This is a genomic window from Streptomyces sp. NPDC050263, assembly GCF_040655955.1.
Classification (GTDB): Bacteria; Actinomycetota; Actinomycetes; order Streptomycetales; family Streptomycetaceae; genus Streptomyces.
The window spans coordinates 1-21,021 of record NZ_JBFAKW010000155.1; the positions used below are offsets into that span (position 1 = coordinate 1).

General features: G+C 70.9%; 20 protein-coding genes and 1 pseudogene. 15 read left to right on the forward strand and 6 right to left on the reverse strand.

What is annotated here, in order from left to right:
• Positions 1-88: 88 nt before the first annotated feature.
• The 6 genes from AB0J04_RS40310 to AB0J04_RS40335 all read right to left on the reverse strand — a co-directional run bounded on the left by AB0J04_RS40310 (position 89) and on the right by AB0J04_RS40335 (position 5,350).
• Positions 89-481, reverse strand: coding sequence for a MarR family transcriptional regulator (locus tag AB0J04_RS40310; RefSeq protein WP_363173642.1), 393 nt, complete (start codon positions 479-481; stop codon positions 89-91).
• Positions 482-578: 97 nt separating this feature from the next.
• Positions 579-932, reverse strand: a complete 354-nt coding sequence (locus AB0J04_RS40315; RefSeq protein ID WP_363173643.1) for a VOC family protein — start codon at positions 930-932, stop codon at positions 579-581.
• Between the two features lie 188 nt (positions 933-1,120).
• On the reverse strand, positions 1,121-2,155 hold the full coding sequence (locus AB0J04_RS40320; RefSeq protein WP_363173644.1) for a LacI family DNA-binding transcriptional regulator: 1,035 nt from the start codon (positions 2,153-2,155) through the stop codon (positions 1,121-1,123).
• Positions 2,152-3,057: a carbohydrate ABC transporter permease gene (locus AB0J04_RS40325; protein ID WP_363173645.1), complete on the reverse strand. Its 906-nt coding sequence runs from the start codon at positions 3,055-3,057 to the stop codon at positions 2,152-2,154. The genes AB0J04_RS40320 and AB0J04_RS40325 overlap by 4 nt, the downstream gene beginning before the upstream one ends.
• Positions 3,054-4,025, reverse strand: coding sequence for a sugar ABC transporter permease (locus tag AB0J04_RS40330; RefSeq protein WP_363173646.1), 972 nt, complete (start codon positions 4,023-4,025; stop codon positions 3,054-3,056). The genes AB0J04_RS40325 and AB0J04_RS40330 overlap by 4 nt, the downstream gene beginning before the upstream one ends.
• Positions 4,022-5,350 carry an extracellular solute-binding protein gene (locus AB0J04_RS40335; protein ID WP_363173647.1) on the reverse strand — a complete coding sequence of 443 codons (1,329 nt, stop codon included), beginning with the start codon at positions 5,348-5,350 and terminating at the stop codon, positions 4,022-4,024. The genes AB0J04_RS40330 and AB0J04_RS40335 overlap by 4 nt, the downstream gene beginning before the upstream one ends.
• A gap of 161 nt (positions 5,351-5,511) precedes the next feature.
• Between AB0J04_RS40335 and AB0J04_RS40340 the strand changes: the two genes are divergently transcribed.
• The 15 genes and pseudogenes from AB0J04_RS40340 to AB0J04_RS40410 all read left to right on the forward strand — a co-directional run.
• Positions 5,512-7,533 (forward strand): beta-galactosidase, encoded by a 2,022-nt coding sequence (locus AB0J04_RS40340; protein ID WP_363173648.1) that lies wholly within the window; start codon positions 5,512-5,514, stop codon positions 7,531-7,533.
• 105 nt (positions 7,534-7,638) lie between these two features.
• Positions 7,639-9,207, forward strand: coding sequence for an arabinogalactan endo-1,4-beta-galactosidase (locus tag AB0J04_RS40345; RefSeq protein ID WP_363173649.1), 1,569 nt, complete (start codon positions 7,639-7,641; stop codon positions 9,205-9,207).
• Positions 9,208-9,409: 202 nt separating this feature from the next.
• The gene (locus AB0J04_RS40350) at positions 9,410-9,697 is read left to right on the forward strand and encodes an ArsR family transcriptional regulator (protein ID WP_363173650.1); all 288 of its coding nucleotides are present in this window, start codon (positions 9,410-9,412) and stop codon (positions 9,695-9,697) included.
• Positions 9,698-9,832: 135 nt separating this feature from the next.
• On the forward strand, positions 9,833-10,801 hold the full coding sequence (locus tag AB0J04_RS40355; RefSeq protein ID WP_363173651.1) for an SMP-30/gluconolactonase/LRE family protein: 969 nt from the start codon (positions 9,833-9,835) through the stop codon (positions 10,799-10,801).
• Between the two features lie 79 nt (positions 10,802-10,880).
• Complete coding sequence (gene crcB / locus AB0J04_RS40360; RefSeq protein ID WP_363173652.1) at positions 10,881-11,336, forward strand: fluoride efflux transporter CrcB; 456 nt, start codon at positions 10,881-10,883, stop codon at positions 11,334-11,336.
• Positions 11,333-11,713: a DUF190 domain-containing protein gene (locus tag AB0J04_RS40365; protein ID WP_363173653.1), complete on the forward strand. Its 381-nt coding sequence runs from the start codon at positions 11,333-11,335 to the stop codon at positions 11,711-11,713. The genes crcB (AB0J04_RS40360) and AB0J04_RS40365 overlap by 4 nt, the downstream gene beginning before the upstream one ends.
• Positions 11,710-12,072 carry a fluoride efflux transporter CrcB gene (gene crcB / locus AB0J04_RS40370; protein ID WP_363173654.1) on the forward strand — a complete coding sequence of 121 codons (363 nt, stop codon included), beginning with the start codon at positions 11,710-11,712 and terminating at the stop codon, positions 12,070-12,072. The genes AB0J04_RS40365 and crcB (AB0J04_RS40370) overlap by 4 nt, the downstream gene beginning before the upstream one ends.
• Before the next feature lie 89 nt (positions 12,073-12,161).
• Positions 12,162-12,998, forward strand: coding sequence for an undecaprenyl-diphosphate phosphatase (locus AB0J04_RS40375; RefSeq protein ID WP_363173655.1), 837 nt, complete (start codon positions 12,162-12,164; stop codon positions 12,996-12,998).
• A gap of 176 nt (positions 12,999-13,174) precedes the next feature.
• Positions 13,175-13,852 (forward strand): FadR/GntR family transcriptional regulator, encoded by a 678-nt coding sequence (locus AB0J04_RS40380; RefSeq protein WP_363173656.1) that lies wholly within the window; start codon positions 13,175-13,177, stop codon positions 13,850-13,852.
• Positions 13,849-15,297, forward strand: coding sequence for an amino acid permease (locus tag AB0J04_RS40385; protein ID WP_363173657.1), 1,449 nt, complete (start codon positions 13,849-13,851; stop codon positions 15,295-15,297). The genes AB0J04_RS40380 and AB0J04_RS40385 overlap by 4 nt, the downstream gene beginning before the upstream one ends.
• Positions 15,298-15,341: 44 nt before the next feature.
• On the forward strand, positions 15,342-16,358 hold the full coding sequence (locus AB0J04_RS40390) for an asparaginase (RefSeq protein WP_363173661.1): 1,017 nt from the start codon (positions 15,342-15,344) through the stop codon (positions 16,356-16,358).
• 173 nt (positions 16,359-16,531) lie between these two features.
• A complete protein-coding gene (gene aspA / locus AB0J04_RS40395; RefSeq protein ID WP_363173658.1) occupies positions 16,532-17,944 on the forward strand; it encodes an aspartate ammonia-lyase in 1,413 nt (470 codons plus the stop codon).
• A 36-nt stretch (positions 17,945-17,980) separates the two neighbouring features.
• On the forward strand, positions 17,981-18,913 hold the full coding sequence (locus AB0J04_RS40400) for a glutaminase (protein WP_363173659.1): 933 nt from the start codon (positions 17,981-17,983) through the stop codon (positions 18,911-18,913).
• Between the two features lie 106 nt (positions 18,914-19,019).
• Complete coding sequence (gene mptB, locus AB0J04_RS40405; RefSeq protein ID WP_363173660.1) at positions 19,020-20,426, forward strand: polyprenol phosphomannose-dependent alpha 1,6 mannosyltransferase MptB; 1,407 nt, start codon at positions 19,020-19,022, stop codon at positions 20,424-20,426.
• A 20-nt stretch (positions 20,427-20,446) separates the two neighbouring features.
• Positions 20,447-20,914 (forward strand): annotated as a pseudogene (locus tag AB0J04_RS40410) (glycosyltransferase 87 family protein); the annotation flags it as partial.
• Positions 20,915-21,021: the final 107 nt, after the last annotated feature.

A 21,021-nucleotide genomic window follows, 5' to 3' on the forward strand; every position in this document is an offset into this window, starting at 1 on the left:
CTCGTACTGGACGTACTTGGGCTTTCGGCCGGTGCGGCGAGAGTGCGTGCCGGGCGTCGCGACGGGGCGAACGTTGCCTGCCGCGGCACTAGGACTCGGTCAGGGTCCGTTCCAGTGCCGCCCGCTGGAGCGGCAGCGCCTCCGTGTACAGGTCGCGGCCCTTGCGGGTGAGGGCGACCCATACTCCGCGCCGGTCCTCGATGCAGACGGAGCGCTCCACCAGGCCTTCCTTCTCCAGCCGGCCGATGAGGCGGGACAGTGCGCTCTGGCTGAGATGCACCCGGCCGACGAGGTTCTGCACCCGGCAGTGGTCGCCCTCCCGGGGCGCCTCGGAGGCGAGGATGTCGAGCACTTCGAAGTCACTCGCACCGAGGCCGTGCGGGTGCAGCGCACGATCGATCTCGCACATCGTGCGCGCGTGCACCGACAGGATGTCCCGCCACCGCTCTTCGAGGCCCGCCCCGGCTGTCTTCGCTGCCATACCCGCACGGTAACACCGATCCCGACATTTGTTGCCCGTGCAACTAGTGCGGGTGCATGCGGTGTGGGCCAGTGGTGGGCGCGGGGCGTGCGGCGCCTCAGGCGGTCGGGTCCTGGAGCAGCCCCACCAGGTTGCCGTCCGCGTCCTTCAGGAAGGCGATCAGCCTGCCGCCGCCGACGTCCTGGGCGTCCTGCAACAGCTCCGCGCCCGCCGCGACCAGCGCCGCGAGCCGCTCGCGCAGGTCCGTGACGTGCCAGTACGGAACCGGCCCGGTCATGCCCTTGGCGTGGCCGTTCGGGTCGAGGCCGACATCCTGCCCGGCGGCCTTGAAGCCGACGTAGTAGGGCTCGTCGGCATACGGCTCGACTTCCAGCAGCGCGCTGAACAGGGCCTTCGCCCGGTCGAGGTCCTTGACGGGATAGATGATCGTCTGCAGGCCGGTGGTGGTCATGGGGGTCACTCCTCGCTGGTGCGCGGCCCGACGGGATCGCGTCGGTGATTTCACGCTACGGCGGGGTGCGGGCAGGGCGCTTCTCCGATCCTGACCGATGGCCGTCCTGACCGATGGCCGTCCTGATCCATGGCCCTCCTGATCGATGACGAAGGGGGGCCGGTCGAGGGGACCGGCCCCCCTTCACCTCACGTGGAGTCCCGTTTCACCAGCTCCGTCGGCAGGATCACCGCCGCCGGGTCCTCGCCTCCGATCTGGGCCAGCAGCACCCGGACCATCTCGGCGCTGATGCGGTCGTAGGGCTGGCGGATGGTCGTGAGGGCGGGGGTGGCCTCGGTTGCCGCGGCGGAGTCGTCGAAGCCGCCCACGGACACGTCCTCGGGGACCCGGCGGCCCGCCCGGCGCAGCGCTGTCAGAGCGCCCTGCGCCATCAGGTCGGAGGCCACGAACACGGCGTCCATGTCGGGGGCCCGGGCCAGCAGACGTTCGACGCCCGCCTGGCCGCTGGCCCGGCTGTAATCGCCGGAGACGACGAGCCGCTCGTCGATCTCGACGCTCGCCTCCGTGAGGACCTCCTTGTAGCCGGCCAGGCGGTCGACGCCGCCCGGCGTGTCCAGCGGGCCGCTCACCATGCCGATCCGGCGGCGGCCCAGCGACAGCAGATGGCGCACCATGTCACGGGCGCCGTCCCGGTCGTCCGCCGCCACATAGCTCACCTTCGTGCCGGGCCCCATGGGCTTGCCGCACTGGACGAGGGGCACCCCCGCCTCACGCAGTTGCTCCGCGACCGGGTCGCCGGAGTGGCTGGAGACCAGCAGCACACCGTCGACGTGACCGGCCGTGATGTAGCGCGTTATGCGCCGCCGCTCGTCCTTGGTGCCCGCCAGCATCAACAGCAGCGGGATGTCGTGCGCCGCCAGCGCCTGGGTGCAGCCGCTGAGCAGCACATTGAAGTTCGGGTCCTCGAAGAACCTCTCCTGCGGCTCCGTCAGCAGAAAGCCCACGGAGTCCGAACGGCCGGTGATCAGGGAGCGGGCGTGCCGGTTCACGACGTACCCCGTCTTGCGGATGGCGGCGTTGACCGCCTCCGCAGCCGACGGGCTGACATAGTGCCCACCGTTGAGCACCCGCGAGACGGTGCCTCGTGAGACCCCTGCCTCGCGCGCGACGTCGTGGATGGTCGGCGGTCTGCGCCGGCCCCCCGCACCATGGTTCATGGTCATGACTTTACGGCTCCGGACAGCAGATCCAGGCTCCAGAAGCGCTGGACGACCAGGAACAGCGCCACGAGCGGGATCACCGCGAGGAACGCGCCGGTGATCACCAGCGTGTACAGGGCCGGCTGGTTGGAGCCCTGCTCCAGCAACGTGAACAGACCGAGCGTGATCGGGAACTTCTCGTCGTCGCTGAGCATGATGTACGGCAGCAGGAAGTTGTTCCACACCGCGACGAACTGGAACAGGAACACCGTGACCAGTCCGGGGATCATCATCGGCAGCGCGATCCGGGTGAAGATCCGCCACTCGCTCGCCCCGTCCATCCGGCCCGCCTCCACCACGTCACCGGGCACGGCCGCGGCCGCGTAGATGCGCGCGAGGTAGACGCCGTAGGGGGAGAGGATCTGCGGCAGCAGCACGGACCAGTAGGAGTCCGTGAGGTCGGCGTTCGCCATCAGCAGGTACTGCGGGACGGCGAGGATGATCGGCGGCATCAGCACGCCCGCCAGCAGGATGTTGAACATCGTCTCGCGGCCGCGGAAGCGGTAGATCGCCAGCGCGTACCCGCTGACCGCGGACACGCACGTCGACAGCAGCGCGCCGAGACCGGCGTAGAGGGCGGAGTTGCCCATCCACGTCCAGTACACGCCGTCGCGGTAGGCGTTGAGATCCTTGAGGTTGTCGGCGAAGCCCGTGCCCGGCAGGAACGTGAACGTGGAGAACAGTTCGCGCCCGGACTTGGTGGACGCGATGAGGACCCACGCGACCGGGAGGAGACAGTAGAGGGCCCCCAGCAGCAGCGTGATCGTGGGCACCAGCGAGATCCGGCTGCGCAGCGGCGGGCGGCTGCGGGCCGCGCCGGAGGTGCCGGCCGCCGACGGCGCCTTCTGTACGGCAAGAGAACTCATCCTGCTGCCTCCTGCTTGTCACGGCGGTTCGCGGCCCGCAGGAAGCCGAACGACAGCACCAGCGTGGCGATCGCGATGATCACGGCCTCGGCGGCCGCCTGGTAGATGTCACCGGTGCCGAAGGCGTCCCGGTACACCTTCATCAGCGGACTCCAGGTCGTGGACACGGAGTTGGTGAGCGGCTTCAGGGTGGTCGGCTCGTTGAACACCTGGAGCGTGGCGATGATCGAGAAGAAGAAGGTCAGCACCAGCGAGGGCGCCACCATCGGGATCTTGATCTTCAGCGCGATCTGCAGCGGGGTGGCGCCGTCCAGCTTCGCCGCCTCGTACACCTCGGCCGGGATGGCCTGCAGCGAGGTGTAGATGACGATCATGTTGAAGCCCGTGCCGCCCCAGACCGCGATGTTGGAGAGGGCGAGATAGAGGGGGCCGCCGTCCAGCAGGTCCGGCTGCGGCAGACCCAGCTTCTCCAGCACGAAGTAGAAGGGGCTGACGTCCGGCAGGTACAGGAAGCCCCAGAGCAGCGCCGCCACCACGCCGGGGATGGCGTACGGCAGGAAGATCGCGAGCCGCGTGAACGGGGCGAACCGCACCTTCTCGGAGTCGAGCATCAGCGCGAACAGCAGCGCCAGGCCCAGCATCAGCGGGACGACGATGCAGCCGTACCCGAGGACGCGCAGCGCGCCGTCGACGAGTTCGCTGTCGGTGAGGGCGTCGGTGTAGTTCTCGACGCCGGCCCAGACCTCGCTGCGTGCGCCGGCGCCCAGGCCGAGCCCGGAGACCTTCACCTTGTGGAAGCTGAGCCAGACCGCGTACCCGATGGGCAGGGCGAAGAACAACGCGAAGAGGATCGTCGCGGGGATGAGGAAAAAGTAGGGGGCGCTTCGCGCTCGTTTGAGGGTGGTGGGAGACGGGAGGGCGTACGGGGCCCCCTTGACCCCGTACGACTTCCGGCGTGCGGTGGTCACTCGGAGACCTCGAAGCCCTGCTTCTTCATGTCGGCGACGGTGGCCGACTGCATCGTGGCCAGGGCGGCGGAGAAGTCCGACTTGTCCTTGGCGGCGGCGCCGAACGCGTCCTTGAAGGTCGTGTAGGCGACGTTCACGTTCGGGCCCCAGGCCGAGGGCGCCGTGGTCTTCGCGATCTTGGCGGCCAGGGTGTAGAAGTCGGCCTGCGTCGAGAAGAAGTCCGGCGGGGTGGTGAAGGCGCCGCTGAGCTGGGCGGAGGTGGACGCCGGGTAGATGCCGCCCTCCTTGGCCAACGCGGTGAGCGCGTCGCCGTCGGTGTTGAGCCAGGCGGCGAACTTGGCGGCGGCCGCCTTGTGCTTGGAGTCCGTCGTCACGGCGGTGGAGGAACCGCCCCAACTGCCGGTCACGTTCTCGCTGTCGGACCACTGGGGGAGCGGGGCCATGGCCCACTTGCCCTTGGTGTCGGGCGCGGCCGTGGTCAGCGTGCCCGGGGCCCAGACGGCGGAGACCCAGGCGATCTGCTTGCCGGTGTTGAGCGCCTTGTTCCAGGCCGGGGTGTACATCGGCTGGTTGTCGACGGCGCCCTCCTTGACGAGGCCGCCCCAGAAGTCGGCGACCTTCTTGGTGGCCGCGTCGTCGATGCCGACGTTCCACTTGTCGCCGGAGGTGGTCCACCACTTGGCGCCGGCCTGCTGGGCGAGGCCCGCGAAGAGGCCGGAGTCGTTGGCGGAGAACGTGGTGAGGTCGGTGTCCGGGGCCTTCTTCTTCAGCGCGCGGGCGGTCTCGGCGAACTGCTCCCAGGTGGTGGGGACCGTCAGGCCGTACTGCTTGAAGAGGTCGGCGCGGTAGTAGAACATCATCGGGCCGATGTCCTGCGGCACCGCGTAGACGGCGTCCGTGCCCAGCGTGGTCTGCTGCCAGACGCCGTCGGCGAACTTGGCTTTCGCGTCGCCGACGTTCTCGGCTATGTCCGCCAGCGCGTCATTGCTGACCAGCGTCGGCAGCGCCTGGTACTCGGCCTGGACCAGGTCGGGGGCCTTGCCGGCGGTGTGCGCGGTGAGGATCTTGGTGACCAGCGTGTCGCCGGACGCCTGCTTCTTCACCGTGACCGTGATCTGGTCCTGCTTGCCCTGGCCCTTGTTCCACAGGTCCACGACCTTGTCCATGCCGGGCGTCCACGTCCAGTACGTGAGCGAGACCGGACCGGACTCGGCGCCGCTGTCCTCGTCGGACGAGCCGCAGGCGGCGAGGGCGGTGGCGCCGAGCGTGACGGCGATGGCGGATGCCACGAATCTGCGGAGCCGGCTGCGCTTCGTGTTGGGCATGGATCTCTCCCCTGACCTGGGTCCTGGCGTCTGTGAGCGTTCACAGTAGAGAAACATCCCGGACACTTGTCAATGGTTGTTGCTGTGCGGTTATGTTGGGCTCGCGCCGCCGATGTTGTGTGTGCACGTTCCCAAAATGTTCGATCAAACGGGAGAAATCCATGCCGGAGACCACCCCCAGGGGCCTGACCGGGCTCGCCTTCGGTGGGGACTACAACCCCGAGCAGTGGCCGGAAAGCGTCTGGCGGGACGACGTCCGGCTGATGCGCGAGGCCGGCGTCACCATGGTGAGCGTCGGGATCTTCTCCTGGGCCCTGCTGGAGCCCGCTCCCGGCGAGTACGACTTCGGCTGGCTCGACCGCGTCATCGGCCTGCTGCACGAGAACGGCATCCGCGTCGACCTGGGCACCCCCACCGTGGCCCCGCCGGTCTGGTTCTACCGCCGCCACCCCGAGGCGTTGCCCGTGACCCCCGAGGGCGTGCGCTACGAGTTCGGCTCCCGCGCCGCGATCTGCCACAGCAACGCGCACTACCGCGCCGCCGCCGCGAACATCACCGCACAGCTCGCCGAGCGCTACGGCGACCACCCGGCGCTGGCGATGTGGCACGTGCACAACGAGTACGGCGCCCCCGTCTCGGCCTGCTACTGCGACTCCTGCGCCGCCCACTTCCGCCGCTGGCTGGAGAGGACCTACGGCACGATCGACGCGGTCGACGAGGCCTGGGGCACCGCCTTCTGGGGCCAGCGCTACGCGAGCTTCGAGGACGTCAACCCGCCGCGCGCCACCCCCACCGTCGGCAACCCGGGCCAGGCCCTCGACTACAAGCGGTTCGCCGACGCCACCATGCGCGAGAACTTCGTGGCGGAGCGGGACATCCTGCACCGCCTCGCGCCCGGCCTCCCGGTGACGACCAACTTCATGACCGCCCTCAGCCAGTGCGACTCGGTCGACTACTGGGCCTGGGGCCGCGAGGTCGACATCGTCACCAACGACCACTACCTGATCACCGACGGCCGGCGCACCCACGTCAACCTCGCGATGGCCGCCGACCTGACCCGCTCCGTCGGCGCCGGCGCGCCCTGGATCCTCCTCGAACACTCCACCTCGGGCGTCAACTGGCAGCCGCGCAACCCCGCCAAGGCCCCCGGCCAGATGGCCCGCAACTCCCTGGCGCACGTGGCCCGCGGCTCCGAGGGCGCCATGTTCTTCCAGTGGCGGCAGTCCCGGCGCGGCGCCGAGAAGTTCCACTCGGCGATGGTCCCGCACGGCGGCACCGACACCCGCGTGTGGCGCGAGGTCGTCGAGCTCGGAGCCTGCCTCGACTCCCTCGCGACGATCCGCGGCACCCGCACCGAGGCCGACGCGGCGGTGCTCTGGGACTGGCACTCCTGGTGGGCGCAGAACCTCGCCTGGCGCCCCAGCGAGGACGCCGACCCGCGCGAGCGCGCCGACGCCTTCTACGAGGCCCTCTACGACCGCCACCTCACGGTCGACTTCGCCCACCCCGAGTCCGACCTCTCGAAGTACCCGCTGGTCGTGGTGCCCGCCCTCTACCTGATGACGGAGGCGGCCGGGCACAACCTCAAGAGTTACGTCGAGAACGGCGGCACCCTCGTCGTGTCGTACTTCTCCGGCATCGTCGACGAGCACGACGCCGTCCACGAGGGCGCCTACCCGGGCGCGCTCCGGGACGTCCTGGGCCTCACCGTCGAGGAGTTCTCACCGCTGCTCCAGGGCGAGAACATCCGCCTCACCGGCCCCGACGGCTCCGAGCTGACCGGCGACGTGTGGACCGAGTTCGTCGTCCCGCGCGGGGCCGAGACCGTCTGGACGTACGCCGACGGCCTCACCGCCGGCCACCCCGCCGTCACCCGGCACCGCCTCGGCGAGGGCACCGCCTGGTACGTCTCCACCCGCCTGGGCCCCGACGGTCTGGACGCGCTGCTCGGCTGGGCCGCCGATGACGCGAGCATCGCCCCGCGCGCCGACCTGCCCCGGGACGTCGAGGTCGTGCGCCGCTCCGGCGAGACGGGCAGCTACCTCTTCGCCGTCAACCACACCGCCACCGACGCCAAGGTGCCGCTGGACACGTCCGGCACCGAACTGCTGACGGGTGAACGCGCCGCCGGCCGCCTCGCGGTCCCGGCGGGAGCCGTCCGGGTCGTGCGACTCGACGGCTGAGCCGACTCCCCCTTCGCCCGTGGAGCCGCGAGCCGCGGGCGGAGGGGGGCCCTCATCACCTGAGGGAATCCTCAACCCATCACGTCGAAGGGACGACGGACGACGATGTTCCATCCCAGACGCACCCTCAGAGCCCTGCTGCTGCCGCTCGCCGCGGGACTCTCCTTCATCGCCCTGCCCGCGCAGACCGCCCAGGCGGCCGCCACCCTCACCAACGCCGGCTTCGAGACGGACGGCGCCGGCACCGCGACGCCGGCCGGCTGGTCCACGTACTCGGCGGCCGGGCAGAACTCCGCCTCCTTCACCGAGGCCGGCGGACACGGCGGCAGCTACCGGCTGACCCACTGGGCGTCCACCGCCTACAAGGTGGAGACCTACCAGTACCTGTCGGGACTGACCAACGGCAACTACAAGCTCTCCGCCTGGGTCCGTTCCGGCGGTGGCCAGAACTCCGCCTACATAGCCCTGAAGAACTGCGGCGGTTCGGAACAGCGCACCGATCTCCCGGTCTCCGCGAGCGGGTGGATCCACATCGTCACGCCGATCACCGTGACGAACAACCAGTGCACCGTCAGCATCAACAGCGACGCGAACGCGGGCAACTGGCTCAACGTCGACGACCTGACCTTCACCTCCGGCACGACCGGACTGTCGATCAAGGGCTCCGACATCTCCTCCCTCGCCAAGAGCGAGGTCAAGGGCGGTGTCTACAGGACGAGTTCGGGCACGGCCGGCGACGCGGTCACCATCCTGAAGAACGCCGGCATGAACTACGCGCGCCTGAAGGTCTGGGTCGACCCGGCCGACGGCTACAACAACAAGACGCGCGTCCTCGCCGTCGCCAAGCGCGTCAAGGCCGCGGGCATGAAGCTCCTGGTCGACTTCCACTACTCGGACACCTGGGCCGACCCGGGCGTCCAGTCCAAGCCGGCCGCGTGGTCCGGCCACTCGTACAGTCAGCTCAAGACGGACGTGTACAACCACACCTACGACGTGCTGAACGCGTTGAAGGCGCAGGGCACCACCGCCGACATGGTCCAGGTGGGCAACGAGATCAACGGCGGCATGATGTGGTCCGAGGGGTCCACCGACAACTGGGGTCAGCTGGCCGGCCTGCTCAACTCCGGCTACGACGCCGTCAAGGCCGTCAACTCGTCCACCACCGTCGCCCTTCACCTCGCCAAGGGCGGCGACCTGAGCGGCACCCGCTGGTGGTTCGACAGCGCCGTCTCCAACGGCGTGAAGTTCGACGCGATCGGGCTGTCGTACTACGGGTACTGGCACGGCACCCTCGCCGACTTCCAGACCACCCTGGACGACGCGGCCTCCCGCTACGCCAAGCCGGTGTTCCTCGCCGAGACCGCCTACCCCTTCCGGCTCGACAGCGACGACGCGCTCACCAACCAGATCGACCTGTCCTCCGAACTGGTCACCGGCTACCCGGCGACCGCGGCCGGCCAGCTGGCGTGGATGAACGCCGTCGCGAACATCGTGGAGGCCGTCCCGAACGGCCGCGGCCTCGGCGTCTTCTACTGGGAGGCGACCTGGACGGCCGTCACCGGCAACGGCTGGGACCCGACCGACGCCGCCTCCGGCAACGGCTGGGAGAACCAGGCCCTGTTCGGCTACGACGACAGGGCCCTGTCCTCCATGTCGTGGTTCAGCCACCGCTGATCCCCGCCGGCCCGCGCAGCAGGGGCCCGGCCGCACCGCGCGGCCCGGGCCCCTGCCCGTTTCCCTGCGGTGTTCCGAACACGCCGGTGCGGCAAGGCTGTTCGATCCCGGCCAAGGCTCGCGGAGTACGGGACACGGCGGCCCCGACTGCGCAAGAGTGGGAAGACGCGGTACGAGGAGGCCCGAACGGAGGGGGACGAGGATGCTGAGGACTCCCGTAAGTGAGAGGCGACGGGACATCCTGGAGTGGCTGAAGGACCCGGCCCGGCATTTCCCGCCACAACGGCACGGCGACCTCGTCGAGGACGGCGTCACGGCGGACCTCGTCGCGGCGAAACTGGGCGTGCCCCGCCAGGTGGCCGACACTCATCTCGCCCTGCTCGCCGGCGTCGGCCTGTTGCGCGCCAAGCGGCTCAGGCGCCGCACGTACTACCGGCGCGACGAGACGCGCATCGCCGAAGTGGCGCGCATGTTCGAGAAGGGGTGGTAGAGAACGTCGGGAAGGGGTCGTAGAGGACAGCGGGACCGCCTTCCGGAAAAGCCCGACAAAAGACCATGGTGACGACATGTCGGTTCCGCGCCCGCCTGCGAGGATGGCCGCCTCCTGAAGGAAGGACGGACCCCTATGGACCGTCGGACGCCACTCGTCCCCCTCCGGTACCTCACTCTCCCCGGGCAGGGCCCGGAGGACGTCGTCGCCGACCCCAGAGGGCGTGTGCTGACCGGGGTCTCGGACGGGCGGATCCTGCGCGTCGACGGTCTGGACGACCCGCCCGCCGCCCGCGTCGAGCACGTCGGCGAGATCGGCGGCCGTCCGCTCGGCCTCGAACTCCTTCCGGACGGCGACCTGTTGGTGTGCTGCGCCGACGGCGCGCTGCTGCGCGTCGACCCCGACGGCGGCACCGGCAACGTCCGGGTGCTGACCGAGTCGGCGGCGGGGGAGCGGCTGCGCTTCTGCAGCAACGTCGTCGCCCTGCCCGACGGCACCGTCTACTTCACCGTCTCCAGCCGGGTGCACCCCCTGGCGGACTGGATGGGCGAGATCGTCGAACACACCGGCACCGGGCGGCTGTTGCGGCTCGACCCGGGTGCCCGGGAGGCCGAAGTCGCCCTGGAGGGGCTGCAGTTCGCCAACGGCCTCGCGCGCAGCGCCGACGACTCCTTCCTGGTCGTCGCCGAGACCGGCGCCCGCCGCCTCACCCGCTACTGGCTCACCGGCCCCCGGGCCGGACAGGCCGAGCCCTTCGTCGAGGACCTGCCGGGCTTCCCCGACAACCTGTGGCGCGGCGCGCCCGACGGCCCCGTCTGGGTGGCGCTGGCCGGCCCCACCGTCCCGCCGCTCGACCTCCTGCACCGAGCCGCCCCCGCCGTCCGCCGCCGCGCCGCCCGGCTCGCGGTGAAAACGCCCTACCTGCCCTCGGGCAGTGCCGGTGTGCTCGCGATCGACGACGACGGCCGCATCCTGCACCACCTCACCCGCCGCCGCTCCGGCTTCCGCATGGTCACCAGCGTCTGCGAGACCGGCGGCCGACTGGTCCTGGGCAGCCTCCGGGAGCGCGGCATCGCGGTCTGCGAGGCGCCCGTGACCAAGTGAGACGGCGTTACCCTGGTGCCCTTTCCGCGATCACCCCGACGAGACGGGGCGATCCCGGACCGGGCAGGAGACGTACGACATGACAGCCCCGGAGGCCGAGAGCCTCCGCAGCGGTGCTCCACGGAGGACCACCGGGACGGATCAGCTCCCGGTGGTCGCCGTCGTGGCCGTCGGCGGCGGCATCGGCGCCGTCGCCCGCTACGCGGCCGCGCTGTGGTGGCCCACCGGGGCCGGCGGATTCCCCTGGACGACCTTCTGGGTGAACATCGTCGGCTGCGCGGTGATCGGCGTGTTCCTGGTGCTGATCACCGAGGCCGTGACCGCCCACCGGCTGGTGCGCCCCTTCTTCGGCACCGGCGTGCTCGGCGGCTTCACCACCTTCTCGACGTACACCGTCGACATCCAGCGGCTCTTCGACGCGGGCCGTCCCGGCACGGCCCTGGCCTATCTCGCCGCGACCCTGCTCGCGGCGCTCCCGGCGGTGTGGCTCGCGGCCACCGCGACCCGCCGCGTTCTGTGGTGGAGGCAGTCATGACCGGACTCACCGGCAGCGCCCTGCGGCTGACCGTCTTCGTCGGCGAGAGCGACAGCTGGCACCGCAAGCCCCTGTACTCGGAGATCGTGCGCCGCGCGCACGCGGCCGGGCTGGCCGGGGCCAGCGTCTTCCGCGGCATCGAGGGCTTCGGCGCGTCCTCGATCGTGCACACCTCCCGGCTGCTCTCGCTCAGCGAGGACCTGCCGGTGGCGGTCGTCGTCGTGGACACCGAGGAGCGGGTGCGGGCCTTTCTGCCCGAGCTCGACGAACTGGTCACGGAGGGGATGGTGACCCTCGACCCCTGTGAGGTGATCAGGTACGTCGGCCGGGGAGAGAACCAGGACGATTCCGGCACGAAGGGTAAGAACTCGTTGTGAACTGGCTGGTGGTCGTCGCCGGCGGCATGATCGGCGCCCCGCTCCGCTATCTGACCGACCGGGCGGTGCAGTCCCGGCACGACTCGGTCTTCCCCTGGGGCACCTTCGTCGTCAACATCGCCGGCTGTCTGGTCCTCGGCACGCTGACCGGCGCCGCCGCCGGGCCTGACCTGCGGCTTTTCCTGGGCACCGGGTTCTGTGGAGCGCTGACGACGTACTCGACCTTCGGGTACGAGACCCTGCGGCTGACCGAGACGGGCGCGGGGCTGTACGCCGCCGCCAACGTCGTGGGGAGTGTGGTGGCGGGCCTCGGGGCCGCGTTCGCCGGGGTGGCGATAGGTCAGGCGGTGTGGCCGTAGCCGACCGGTCGCACCTGCGCCTGGTAGGACTGGCCCCCGCAGCGTCGATCACCGACCACGATTCCCCGACCTCCCCAGAACTGGATTCCATGAGCGCCATCTCCGTCGGCCAAGCCGTCGTCCTCGGAGCCGTCGAGGGAGTGACCGAGTTCCTCCCCGTCTCCTCCACCGGCCATCTGAAGATCACCGAAGGCCTGATGAGCATCCCGGTCGACGACGACGCCGTCGTCGGGTTCTCCGCCGTCATCCAGGTCGGGGCGATCGCCGCCGTGCTCGTGTACTTCCGCAAGGACATCGTCCGGATCGTGTCCGCCTGGTTCCGGGGTCTCAAGAGCCGCGAGGAGCGGCACCACCACGACTACAAGTTCGCCTGGTGGGTGATCTACGCGACGATCCCCATCGTCGTCGTGGGACTCGCCGCCAAGCCGCTCATCGAGGGGCCGCTGGCCTCGCTGTGGGTGGTCGCGGGCTCGCTGATCGTCGGCAGCGGTGTGATGTGGGCGGCCGACCAGATGGGCCGGCACAAGCGCGGCGAGGACGACACCTCGTTCAAGGACGCGATGCTCGTCGGCAGCTCCCAGATCCTCGCGCTGCTCTTCCCCGGCTTCTCCCGCTCGGGCGCCACCATGTCCACCGCGCTCATGCTCGACCTGGACCGGGTCGCCGCCACCCGCCTGTCGTTCTTCCTCGGCATCCCCGCTCTGACCGGCGCCGGGATCTACGAGCTGAAGGACGCGCTCGGCACCGGCGCGGGCGCGGCGCCCCTGGTCGTGGGCACGGCCGTGTCCTTCGTGGTCGCCTACGCCTCCATCGCCTGGCTGCTGAAATTCGTCGCCAAGCACTCGTTCAACGCGTTCGTGATCTACCGGATCGTCGTCGGCCTGGCACTGTTCGCACTGCTGGCCACCGGGGTCCTGGACAGCTGACCGACGGACGACGAGCGAAGTCCCCCCAGGGGGCGGGAAGTTGCCATTCAGGCCGCCCGCCCCTGAATTTTTGTCTTCGGGCGTCTTGACAGCGGCCTTCGGCCACCCGGAGTATCGCTCCCGTGAACCTGTCAGACAGCCAGACAGGTGGTGGGGTACCGCGGCGCGTCAGCGCCATGGAAGCGGTACTCACCCACCTCCGCGGCGCCATCGAGCGCGGCCGGTACGCCATCGGCGACAAGCTCCCCTCCGAGGCCGAGCTCTGCCGCACCCTCGAGGTGTCCCGGCCCGTGCTGCGCGAGGCCCTGCGCGCCCTGCAGACCATGGGCCTCACGGTCGCCAAGACCGGCAAGGGCACCTTCGTGATCGCGAACACCGTCGAGGACCCCACCTTCGGCGACTACGCGGCCAGCGACCTGCTCGAGGTCCGCCGGCACGTCGAGGTCCCGGTCGCCGGGTACGCGGCCCTGCGCCGCACCCCGGAGAACCTGGACCACCTCGCCCATCTGCTCGACCGCATGGAACGGGAGACGGACACCACCGCCTGGGTCGCGATGGACACCCTCTTCCACCTGGCCGTCGCCGAAGCCGCCCAGAACCCGGTCTTCCGCCGGGTCATCGAGGAGATCCGGGACGCACTGGCGCGTCAGTCGGCCTTCCTCAACGAGCTGGGCGGCCGGCGCGAGCAGTCCAACCGCGAGCACCGGGCGATCGTCGAGGCCCTGATCGACGGTTCCGAGCCCGACGCGGTGGAGGCCATGAGCCACCACCTCGACCGCGTCGAGACGACCCTCACCGACATCGTGCGTGCCCCGCGCACGGTCAATCCCCTGGAAGGCGGACCCGAGGCGTGAGCGAACAGCACCTCAAAGACGAGACGCGCCCCTCGACCCGTCACGTCGACGCCGGAGACCACGGCTACAGCAAGTCGCTGAAGCACCGGCACGTCAACATGATCGCCATCGGCGGCGCCATCGGCACCGGCCTCTTCCTCGGTGCGGGCGGCCGTCTCGCCGACGCCGGCCCGTCCCTGTTCGTCGCGTACGCCGTCTGCGGCCTCTTCGCGTTCCTGGTCGTGCGCGCCCTCGGCGAGCTCGTCCTGTACCGGCCCTCGTCCGGCGCCTTCGTGTCGTACGCCCGCGAGTTCCTCGGCGAGAAGGGCGCGTACGTCGCGGGCTGGATGTACTTCCTGAACTGGGCCACCACCGGCATCGCCGACATCACCGCGGTGGCCGTCTACACGCACTACTGGGGCATGTTCTCCGACATCCCGCAGTGGGTGATCGCCCTGATCGCCCTGGCCGTGGTCCTCACGGTGAACCTGATCTCGGTGAAGCTGTTCGGCGAACTGGAGTTCTGGTTCGCGATCATCAAGGTCAGCGCCCTCGTCGCCTTCATGCTCATCGGCATCTTCCTGCTGGTCACCCAGCACCCGGTGGACGGCGCCGCTCCCGGCCCCTCCCTGATCACCGACAACGGCGGCGTCTTCCCCAACGGCCTGCTGCCCATGCTGCTGATCATCCAGGGCGTCGTCTTCGCCTACGCGTCGGTCGAACTGGTCGGCGTCGCCGCGGGCGAGACCGAGAACCCCGAGAAGATCATGCCCAAGGCGATCAACTCGATCATGTGGCGCGTCGGCCTGTTCTACGTCGGCTCGGTCGTCCTGCTGTCGATGCTGCTGCCGTGGAACAAGTACACCTCCGGCGAGAGCCCCTTCGTGACGGTCCTCTCCAACATCGGCATCCCGGCGGCCGGCGGGGTGATGAACCTCGTCGTCCTCACCGCGGCCATGTCCTCGCTCAACTCCGGCCTGTACTCCACCGGCCGCATCCTGCGCTCCATGGCGATGTCCGGCTCCGCGCCGAAGTTCACGGGCGTGATGAGCCGCAGCCAGGTCCCGTACGGCGGCATTCTGCTCACCAGCGGTATCTGTGTCCTGGGCGTCGGTCTGAACTTCGTGGTCCCGGCGGACGCCTTCGAGATCGTCCTGAACTTCGCGGCGATCGGCATCCTCTCCACCTGGGGCATGATCATGATCTGTCACCTCCTCTTCTGGCAGAAGACCCAGAAGGGCGAGCTGGCCCGCCCGAGCTACCGGCTCCCGGGGTCGCCCTGGACCGAACTCGTCACGCTGTTCTTCCTCGCCTCGGTGCTGGTCCTCATGTACGCCGACGGAGGCGCCGGACGCACCACCGTGCTGTGCCTGCCGCTGATCGTCGCGGCGCTCGTGGCCGGCTGGTACGCCGTCCGCCGCAACCTCGCGCGCACCGCGGCCAAGGCCGACAAGGCCGGCGCATGACCCCGGCGCCGCACCCCGACCACCCCCAAGCGATCCAGGCAGTGATGTACAGCAGTTCTCTCGCCGACGCCCCGACGATCCGCGAACCGCTCCACGCACCCGTCGCCCACCTCGTCCGCGGCGGGGTGACCGAGGGCGTCCACTACGGCTCCGTCGTCGTCCTCGGCGCCGGCGGTGAGGTCGAGCTCCAGCTCGGCGACATCGAGGCCGCCTTCTACCCGCGCTCGGCGCTCAAGCCCGTCCAGGCCGTCGCCATGGTCCGGGCCGGGCTGCCGCTGGGCGGCGAGCTGCTCTCGCTCGCCGCCGCCAGCCACTCCGGCGAGGAACGGCATCTCGCCGGGACCCGCCGGATCCTGGAGCTGGCCGGCGTCACCGAGGACGACCTGCGCAACGTCATGGACCTGCCGTACGACCCGGCGGTCCGCGACGAGTGGATCCGCGCGGGCCGCGAGCCCTCCCGCCTCGCCCAGAACTGCTCGGGCAAGCACGCGGCGATGCTGTACACCTGCACACTCAACGGCTGGTCCCTCGACGGCTACCTCGACCCGGAGCACCCGCTCCAGCAGGCGATCGCCGAGACCGCCCGGGACCTCACCGGACAGCGGATCGCCCGGGTCACCGTCGACGGGTGCGGCGCCCCCCTCTTCTCCGTCTCCCTGCACGGCCTCGCCCGGTCCGCCGCCCGCATCACCACGGCGGCCCCGGGCACCCCGGAGGCCCGGGTCGCGGACGCCGTGCGCGACCACGCCGAGATGGCCTCCGGCGCCGGCCGGGACGTGGCCGCCCTGATGCGGGCCGTCCCCGGCCTGCTCGCCAAGGACGGCTTCGAGGGCGTCGAGGTCGCCGCCCTCCCGGACGGCCGAGCCGTCGCCGTCAAGATCTCCGACGGCGCCGACCGGGCCCGCGTCCCGGTCACCGCGGCAGCGCTCGCCCGAGCCGGCGTCGACCCCGCTCTCCTCACCGAATTCGCGGGCGAGCCGCTCCTCGGCGGCGGCCGACCGGTCGGTTCCGTCCGCCCGGTACGCGCCCTGGACCCGGTCACGGTGCGGGCCTGCGCGTAGCGCTCCGCAGGTCGGGCCCCGTGCCCGGCCCCCGAACCGCCGGCCCGGTCACCACCGGGCCGGGGCCCGACCGGCTCGGGCGGGCGTCACCCCGTACCGCCCGAGCCGGCCGCCACCACGCCAGATGTCACCCGCACGCCTCACCCTCCCTCGCAGAAAGAGGCCGCACCCGCATGACCGCCGCCGTCACCCGCAGCGAACACGATCTGCTCGGCGACCGGGACGTCCCGGCCGACGCGTACTGGGGCGTCCACACCCTGCGCGCCACCGAGAACTTCCCCATCACCGGGACGCCGATCTCCGCCCACCCGCACCTGATCGACGCCCTCGCCGCCGTCAAGGAGGCCGCCGCCCTCGCCAACGAGGAGCTCGGACTGCTGGCGCCGGACAAGGCCGCCGCCATCGTCGCCGCCTGCCGGGAGATCCGCGCGGGCAGGCTCCACGACCAGTTCGTCGTGGACGTCATCCAGGGCGGCGCCGGCACCTCGACCAACATGAACGCCAACGAGGTCGTCGCCAACCGGGCCCTCGAACTGCTGGGGCACGAGAAGGGGCAGTACGAGTACCTGCACCCCAACGAGGACGTCAACCTCGGGCAGTCCACCAACGACGTCTACCCGACCGCCGTGAAGACAGCGACGGTCCTCGCGGTGCGTGGACTGCTCAAGGCGATGGCCGTGCTTCAGGACGCGTTCGCCCGTAAGGCCGTCGAGTTCCGCCAGGTGCTCAAGATGGGCCGTACACAGTTGCAGGACGCGGTCCCCATGACGCTCGGTCAGGAGTTCTCGGCCTATGCCGTCATGATCGACGAGGACCGCAACCGCCTCGACGAGGCAGTCCGGTTGATCCACGAGATCAACCTCGGCGCCACGGCGATCGGCACCGCGCTCAACGCGCCCGCCGGATACGCCGAGTCGGCCCGCCGCCACCTCGCCGAGATCACCGGGCTGCCGCTGGTCACCGCCGCGAACCTCGTCGAGGCCACCCAGGACTGCGGTGCGTTCGTCCAGATGTCCGGGGTGCTCAAGCGCGTCGCCGTCAAGCTCAGCAAGAGCTGCAACGACCTGCGGCTGCTGTCGTCCGGTCCGCGGGCCGGCCTCGGCGAGATCAACCTGCCGCCCGTGCAGGCCGGTTCGTCCATCATGCCCGGCAAGGTCAACCCGGTGATCCCCGAGGTCGTCAACCAGGTCGCCTTCGAGGTGATCGGCAACGACGTCACCATCACCATGGCCGCCGAGGCCGGACAGCTCCAGCTCAACGCCTTCGAGCCGATCATCCTGCACTCCCTCTCGGAGAGCATCACCCACCTGCGCGCCGCCTGCCTGACCCTCGCCGAGCGCTGTGTGGACGGCATCACCGCCAACACCGAGGCGCTGCGCGCGAGTGTCGAGAACTCCATCGGCCTGATCACCGCCCTCAACCCGCACATCGGGTACACGGCGGCCACCGACATCGCCAAGGAGGCCCTCGCCACCGGGCGCGGTGTCGCCGAACTCGTCCTGGAGAAGGGCCTGTTGCCCGCGGATCGGCTCGCCGACCTGCTGCGCCCCGAGGTGCTCGCGGGCAGTGGACCCGTCATCGCCTGAGCCACGGCCGCGCACCAGGACCGGCCCGGAGGCAGAATGGCGATCATGACAACGACGTCGTCCCCCGCCTTCCAGCCGGTCCTGGAACGCATCGCCGAGGAGATGGAGCGCACCCCCGGCCGCCCCGCCGACTACATCCCGGCGCTCGCCGCCTGCGACCCGCGTCGCTTCGGCATGGCCGTCGCCGAACTGGACGGCACGGTGTACGGCGTGGGGGACTGGCGGGTGCCGTTCTCCACGCAGTCCCTCACCAAGGTGTTCACCCTCGCCCTCGACCTGGCCCGCGAGGGCGACGCCCTCTGGGAACACGTGGGTCGCGAGCCCTCCGGCAACCCCTTCAACTCGCTGGTCCAGCTGGAGTACGAGGCCGGCATCCCGCGCAACCCCTTCATCAACGCGGGCGCGCTGGTCGTCACCGACCGCCTCCAGACCCGTACCGGAGACGCGGCCGGCGAACTCCTGGCCTTCCTGCGCGCCGAGAGCGGCAACCCCGCGCTCGACTTCGACGAGGAGGTCGCCGCCTCCGAGTCCAGGCACGGCGACCGCAACGCCGCCCTCGCCCATTTCATGGCCTCCTACGGCAACATCGACAACGACGTGCCGGTCCTCCTCGACCAGTACTTCCGGCAGTGCTCCCTCACCGCTTCCTGCGCCGACCTCGCCCTGGCCACCGGCTTCCTCGCCCGGCCAGGCATCCGAGCCGACGGCAGCCGGCTGCTCACCCGCAGCCAGGCCAAGCAGGTCAACGCGGTGATGCTGACCTGCGGCACGTACGACGCGGCCGGCGAGTTCGCCTACCGGGTCGGGCTGCCCGGCAAGAGCGGTGTCGGCGGCGGCATCGTCGCCGTCGTGCCGGGCCGCTGCACGCTGTGCGTATGGAGCCCGGGGCTGGACGAGCGCGGCAACTCGGTGGCGGGAGTGGCCGCGCTGGAACGGTTCACCACGCTCACGGGCCTCTCGGTGTTCTGAGCCCGCCGGGCACACGGCCGGGCGCTCACGCGGCGGTCACGCACAGGCTGCCGCGCGGAGGCCGGAACGTCGCTCTCCGGCCACACTGCGTTGACACCCTGGCGGAGTGTCGGCCAAGGCGTTTCCCCTCGATCTCCGTCTCTGTCAGGTGCTGGGCCTGGCCGGCACGGCCACTCTCGCGCTCGGCGGCGAGACGGCCGGCGCGCTGCCCGCCCGTGAGCTGCTGGCCCCGTCCTCCGCGCATGCCGTGCTCGGCCTGGTCGGCGTGTACTTCGGGCTGGTGCTGCTGACCGCCGCCTGGATCCTCCTGGGCCGGCTGGTGCGCAGCCTGGATCCGCCCACCCCGCGCGCCCTCGTGCTGGTCCTCGTCGTCTGGGCGGCGCCGCTGCTGATCGCGCCGCCGCTGTTCAGCCGGGACGTGTACAGCTACCTCGCGCAGGGCGCCATGGTCGACGCTCATCTCGACGTGTACGCGCACGGCCCGGCCATGCTCGGCGGGCCGCTCGCCGCCGAGGTCGCCCCGCTGTGGCAGCACACCGGAGCACCCTACGGCCCGGTCTTCCTCGCCCTGGCCGCCGCCCTGTCCGCGCTCACCCGGGGCACGCTCTCCGCCGGGCTCGTCGGCATGAAATGCGTCGCGCTGTTCGGGGTGGCGCTGATGACCGCGACCATGCCCCGGCTCGCCCGGCACAGCGGCGCCGACCCGGGCGCCGCGCTCTGGCTCGGCGTCCTCAACCCGCTGGTGCTGCTGCACCTGGTGGCCGGCGCCCACAACGACGCGATCATGCTGGGGCTGCTGGGCGTCGGCCTGGTCGCGGCGCTCGGCCGCCGCCCGATGCCGGGGGCCGTGCTGGTCACCCTCGCGGCCCTGGTCAAGGCGCCGGCCGCGCTGGGCCTCGTCGCGATCGTGGTCCTGCAACTGCGCGCGGGCCGGCGGCCGGTCCCGGCCCTGCTGACGACGGGGGCCGCGTCCGCCGTCACCACGGTCGCCGCGACCGCCGTCGCGGGCACCGGGTACGGCTGGATAGCGGCGCTGAAGACCCCGGTCTCCGCGCACAACTGGGCGCTCACCAGCCTTCTCGGCCGTGCCACCCGCGCCCTCCTGGAGGAGTTCGACAGCGATCTGGCGCCGCTGGCGATCCCCGCCTGGCACATCCTCGGGCTGGTGGTCACCGTCGTCCTGCTCGTCGCCATATGGTGGCGGCTGCGTCCCCGCCCGGTGTACGCGCTCGGCCTGAGTCTCGCCACGGTGGCGGCGTTCGGCCCGGCGATCCGCCCCTGGTACGCGCTGTGGGGACTGTTCCTGATAGCCGCGGCGGCCCCCGACACCCTGATACGGCACCGGATGGCGGCCGTGGCGGGCGTCCTCGCCCTCGCCGTGCTGCCCGACGGGGGACCCGTCGACGGGGGCCGGCTGCTGCTGGCCGTCTCCGGCGGGGTCCTCGCCGTGGTCGTCCTGTGGCAGGCCCACCTCGCCGCCCAGGCACCGACGGCGCTGGGACGTACGGCATGAGAGCCATGGGCCTCCGGGGTGTGCGGCCGCCCCGCACCGATCGCGGCCGTCTGCTGCTGGTGCTCGCGCTGGCCGCCGGCGTCACCCTCTTCACGGCGACCGTGCCCCTGCTCCGCGACTGGTTCGATCTGCGCGTCTACTACGGCACCGTCAACAGCTGGACGCACGACGGCGGCCGTGTCTACGACTACCGGGTGCCGGGCACGCAGTACGGCTTCACCTACCCCCCGTTCGCGGCCTTCGTCATGCTGCCGATGGCGCTCGTCGGGCTGCGCACCGCGATCGTGACCGCCCTGCTGCTCAACCTGGCGGCGCTGGCCGCCGTCGTGCGGGTGGTCGTCGGGCCGAAGTGGCGGCGGTACGGCTGGTACGGCGCAGGCCTCGCCGCCTGCGCGCTCGCCCTGTTCGAACCGCTGCGCGACACCGTCAGCTTCGGCCAGGTCAACGTGCTGCTGCTGGCCCTCGTGCTGACCGACGCCTGGCTGCTGGTGCCGCGGCATCGGCGGTGACCACACCGACCGGCAGCGAGACCGGCAGAGCCGTGCGCGCGACGAGGTCCGAGCCGATCAGCAGCAGCGCCCCGACCAGCCCGGAG

What these genes read in the sequence shown, in the direction of transcription:
- AB0J04_RS40400 (WP_363173659.1), top strand. Translation starts at nt 17,981, where the DNA reads ATGGCGATCATGACAACGACGTCGTCCCCCGCCTTCCAGCCGGTCCTG.
- AB0J04_RS40310 (WP_363173642.1), bottom strand. Translation starts at nt 481, where the DNA reads ATGGCAGCGAAGACAGCCGGGGCGGGCCTCGAAGAGCGGTGGCGGGAC.
- AB0J04_RS40325 (WP_363173645.1), bottom strand. Translation starts at nt 3,057, where the DNA reads ATGAGTTCTCTTGCCGTACAGAAGGCGCCGTCGGCGGCCGGCACCTCC.
- AB0J04_RS40380 (WP_363173656.1), top strand. Translation starts at nt 13,175, where the DNA reads ATGGAAGCGGTACTCACCCACCTCCGCGGCGCCATCGAGCGCGGCCGG.
- AB0J04_RS40345 (WP_363173649.1), top strand. Translation starts at nt 7,639, where the DNA reads ATGTTCCATCCCAGACGCACCCTCAGAGCCCTGCTGCTGCCGCTCGCC.
- AB0J04_RS40315 (WP_363173643.1), bottom strand. Translation starts at nt 932, where the DNA reads ATGACCACCACCGGCCTGCAGACGATCATCTATCCCGTCAAGGACCTC.
- AB0J04_RS40375 (WP_363173655.1), top strand. Translation starts at nt 12,162, where the DNA reads ATGAGCGCCATCTCCGTCGGCCAAGCCGTCGTCCTCGGAGCCGTCGAG.
- AB0J04_RS40365 (WP_363173653.1), top strand. Translation starts at nt 11,333, where the DNA reads ATGACCGGACTCACCGGCAGCGCCCTGCGGCTGACCGTCTTCGTCGGC.
- AB0J04_RS40335 (WP_363173647.1), bottom strand. Translation starts at nt 5,350, where the DNA reads ATGCCCAACACGAAGCGCAGCCGGCTCCGCAGATTCGTGGCATCCGCC.
- AB0J04_RS40350 (WP_363173650.1), top strand. Translation starts at nt 9,410, where the DNA reads ATGCTGAGGACTCCCGTAAGTGAGAGGCGACGGGACATCCTGGAGTGG.
- AB0J04_RS40355 (WP_363173651.1), top strand. Translation starts at nt 9,833, where the DNA reads ATGGACCGTCGGACGCCACTCGTCCCCCTCCGGTACCTCACTCTCCCC.
- AB0J04_RS40340 (WP_363173648.1), top strand. Translation starts at nt 5,512, where the DNA reads ATGCCGGAGACCACCCCCAGGGGCCTGACCGGGCTCGCCTTCGGTGGG.
- AB0J04_RS40320 (WP_363173644.1), bottom strand. Translation starts at nt 2,155, where the DNA reads ATGACCATGAACCATGGTGCGGGGGGCCGGCGCAGACCGCCGACCATC.
- crcB (WP_363173652.1), top strand. Translation starts at nt 10,881, where the DNA reads ATGACAGCCCCGGAGGCCGAGAGCCTCCGCAGCGGTGCTCCACGGAGG.
- aspA (WP_363173658.1), top strand. Translation starts at nt 16,532, where the DNA reads ATGACCGCCGCCGTCACCCGCAGCGAACACGATCTGCTCGGCGACCGG.
- AB0J04_RS40390 (WP_363173661.1), top strand. Translation starts at nt 15,342, where the DNA reads ATGTACAGCAGTTCTCTCGCCGACGCCCCGACGATCCGCGAACCGCTC.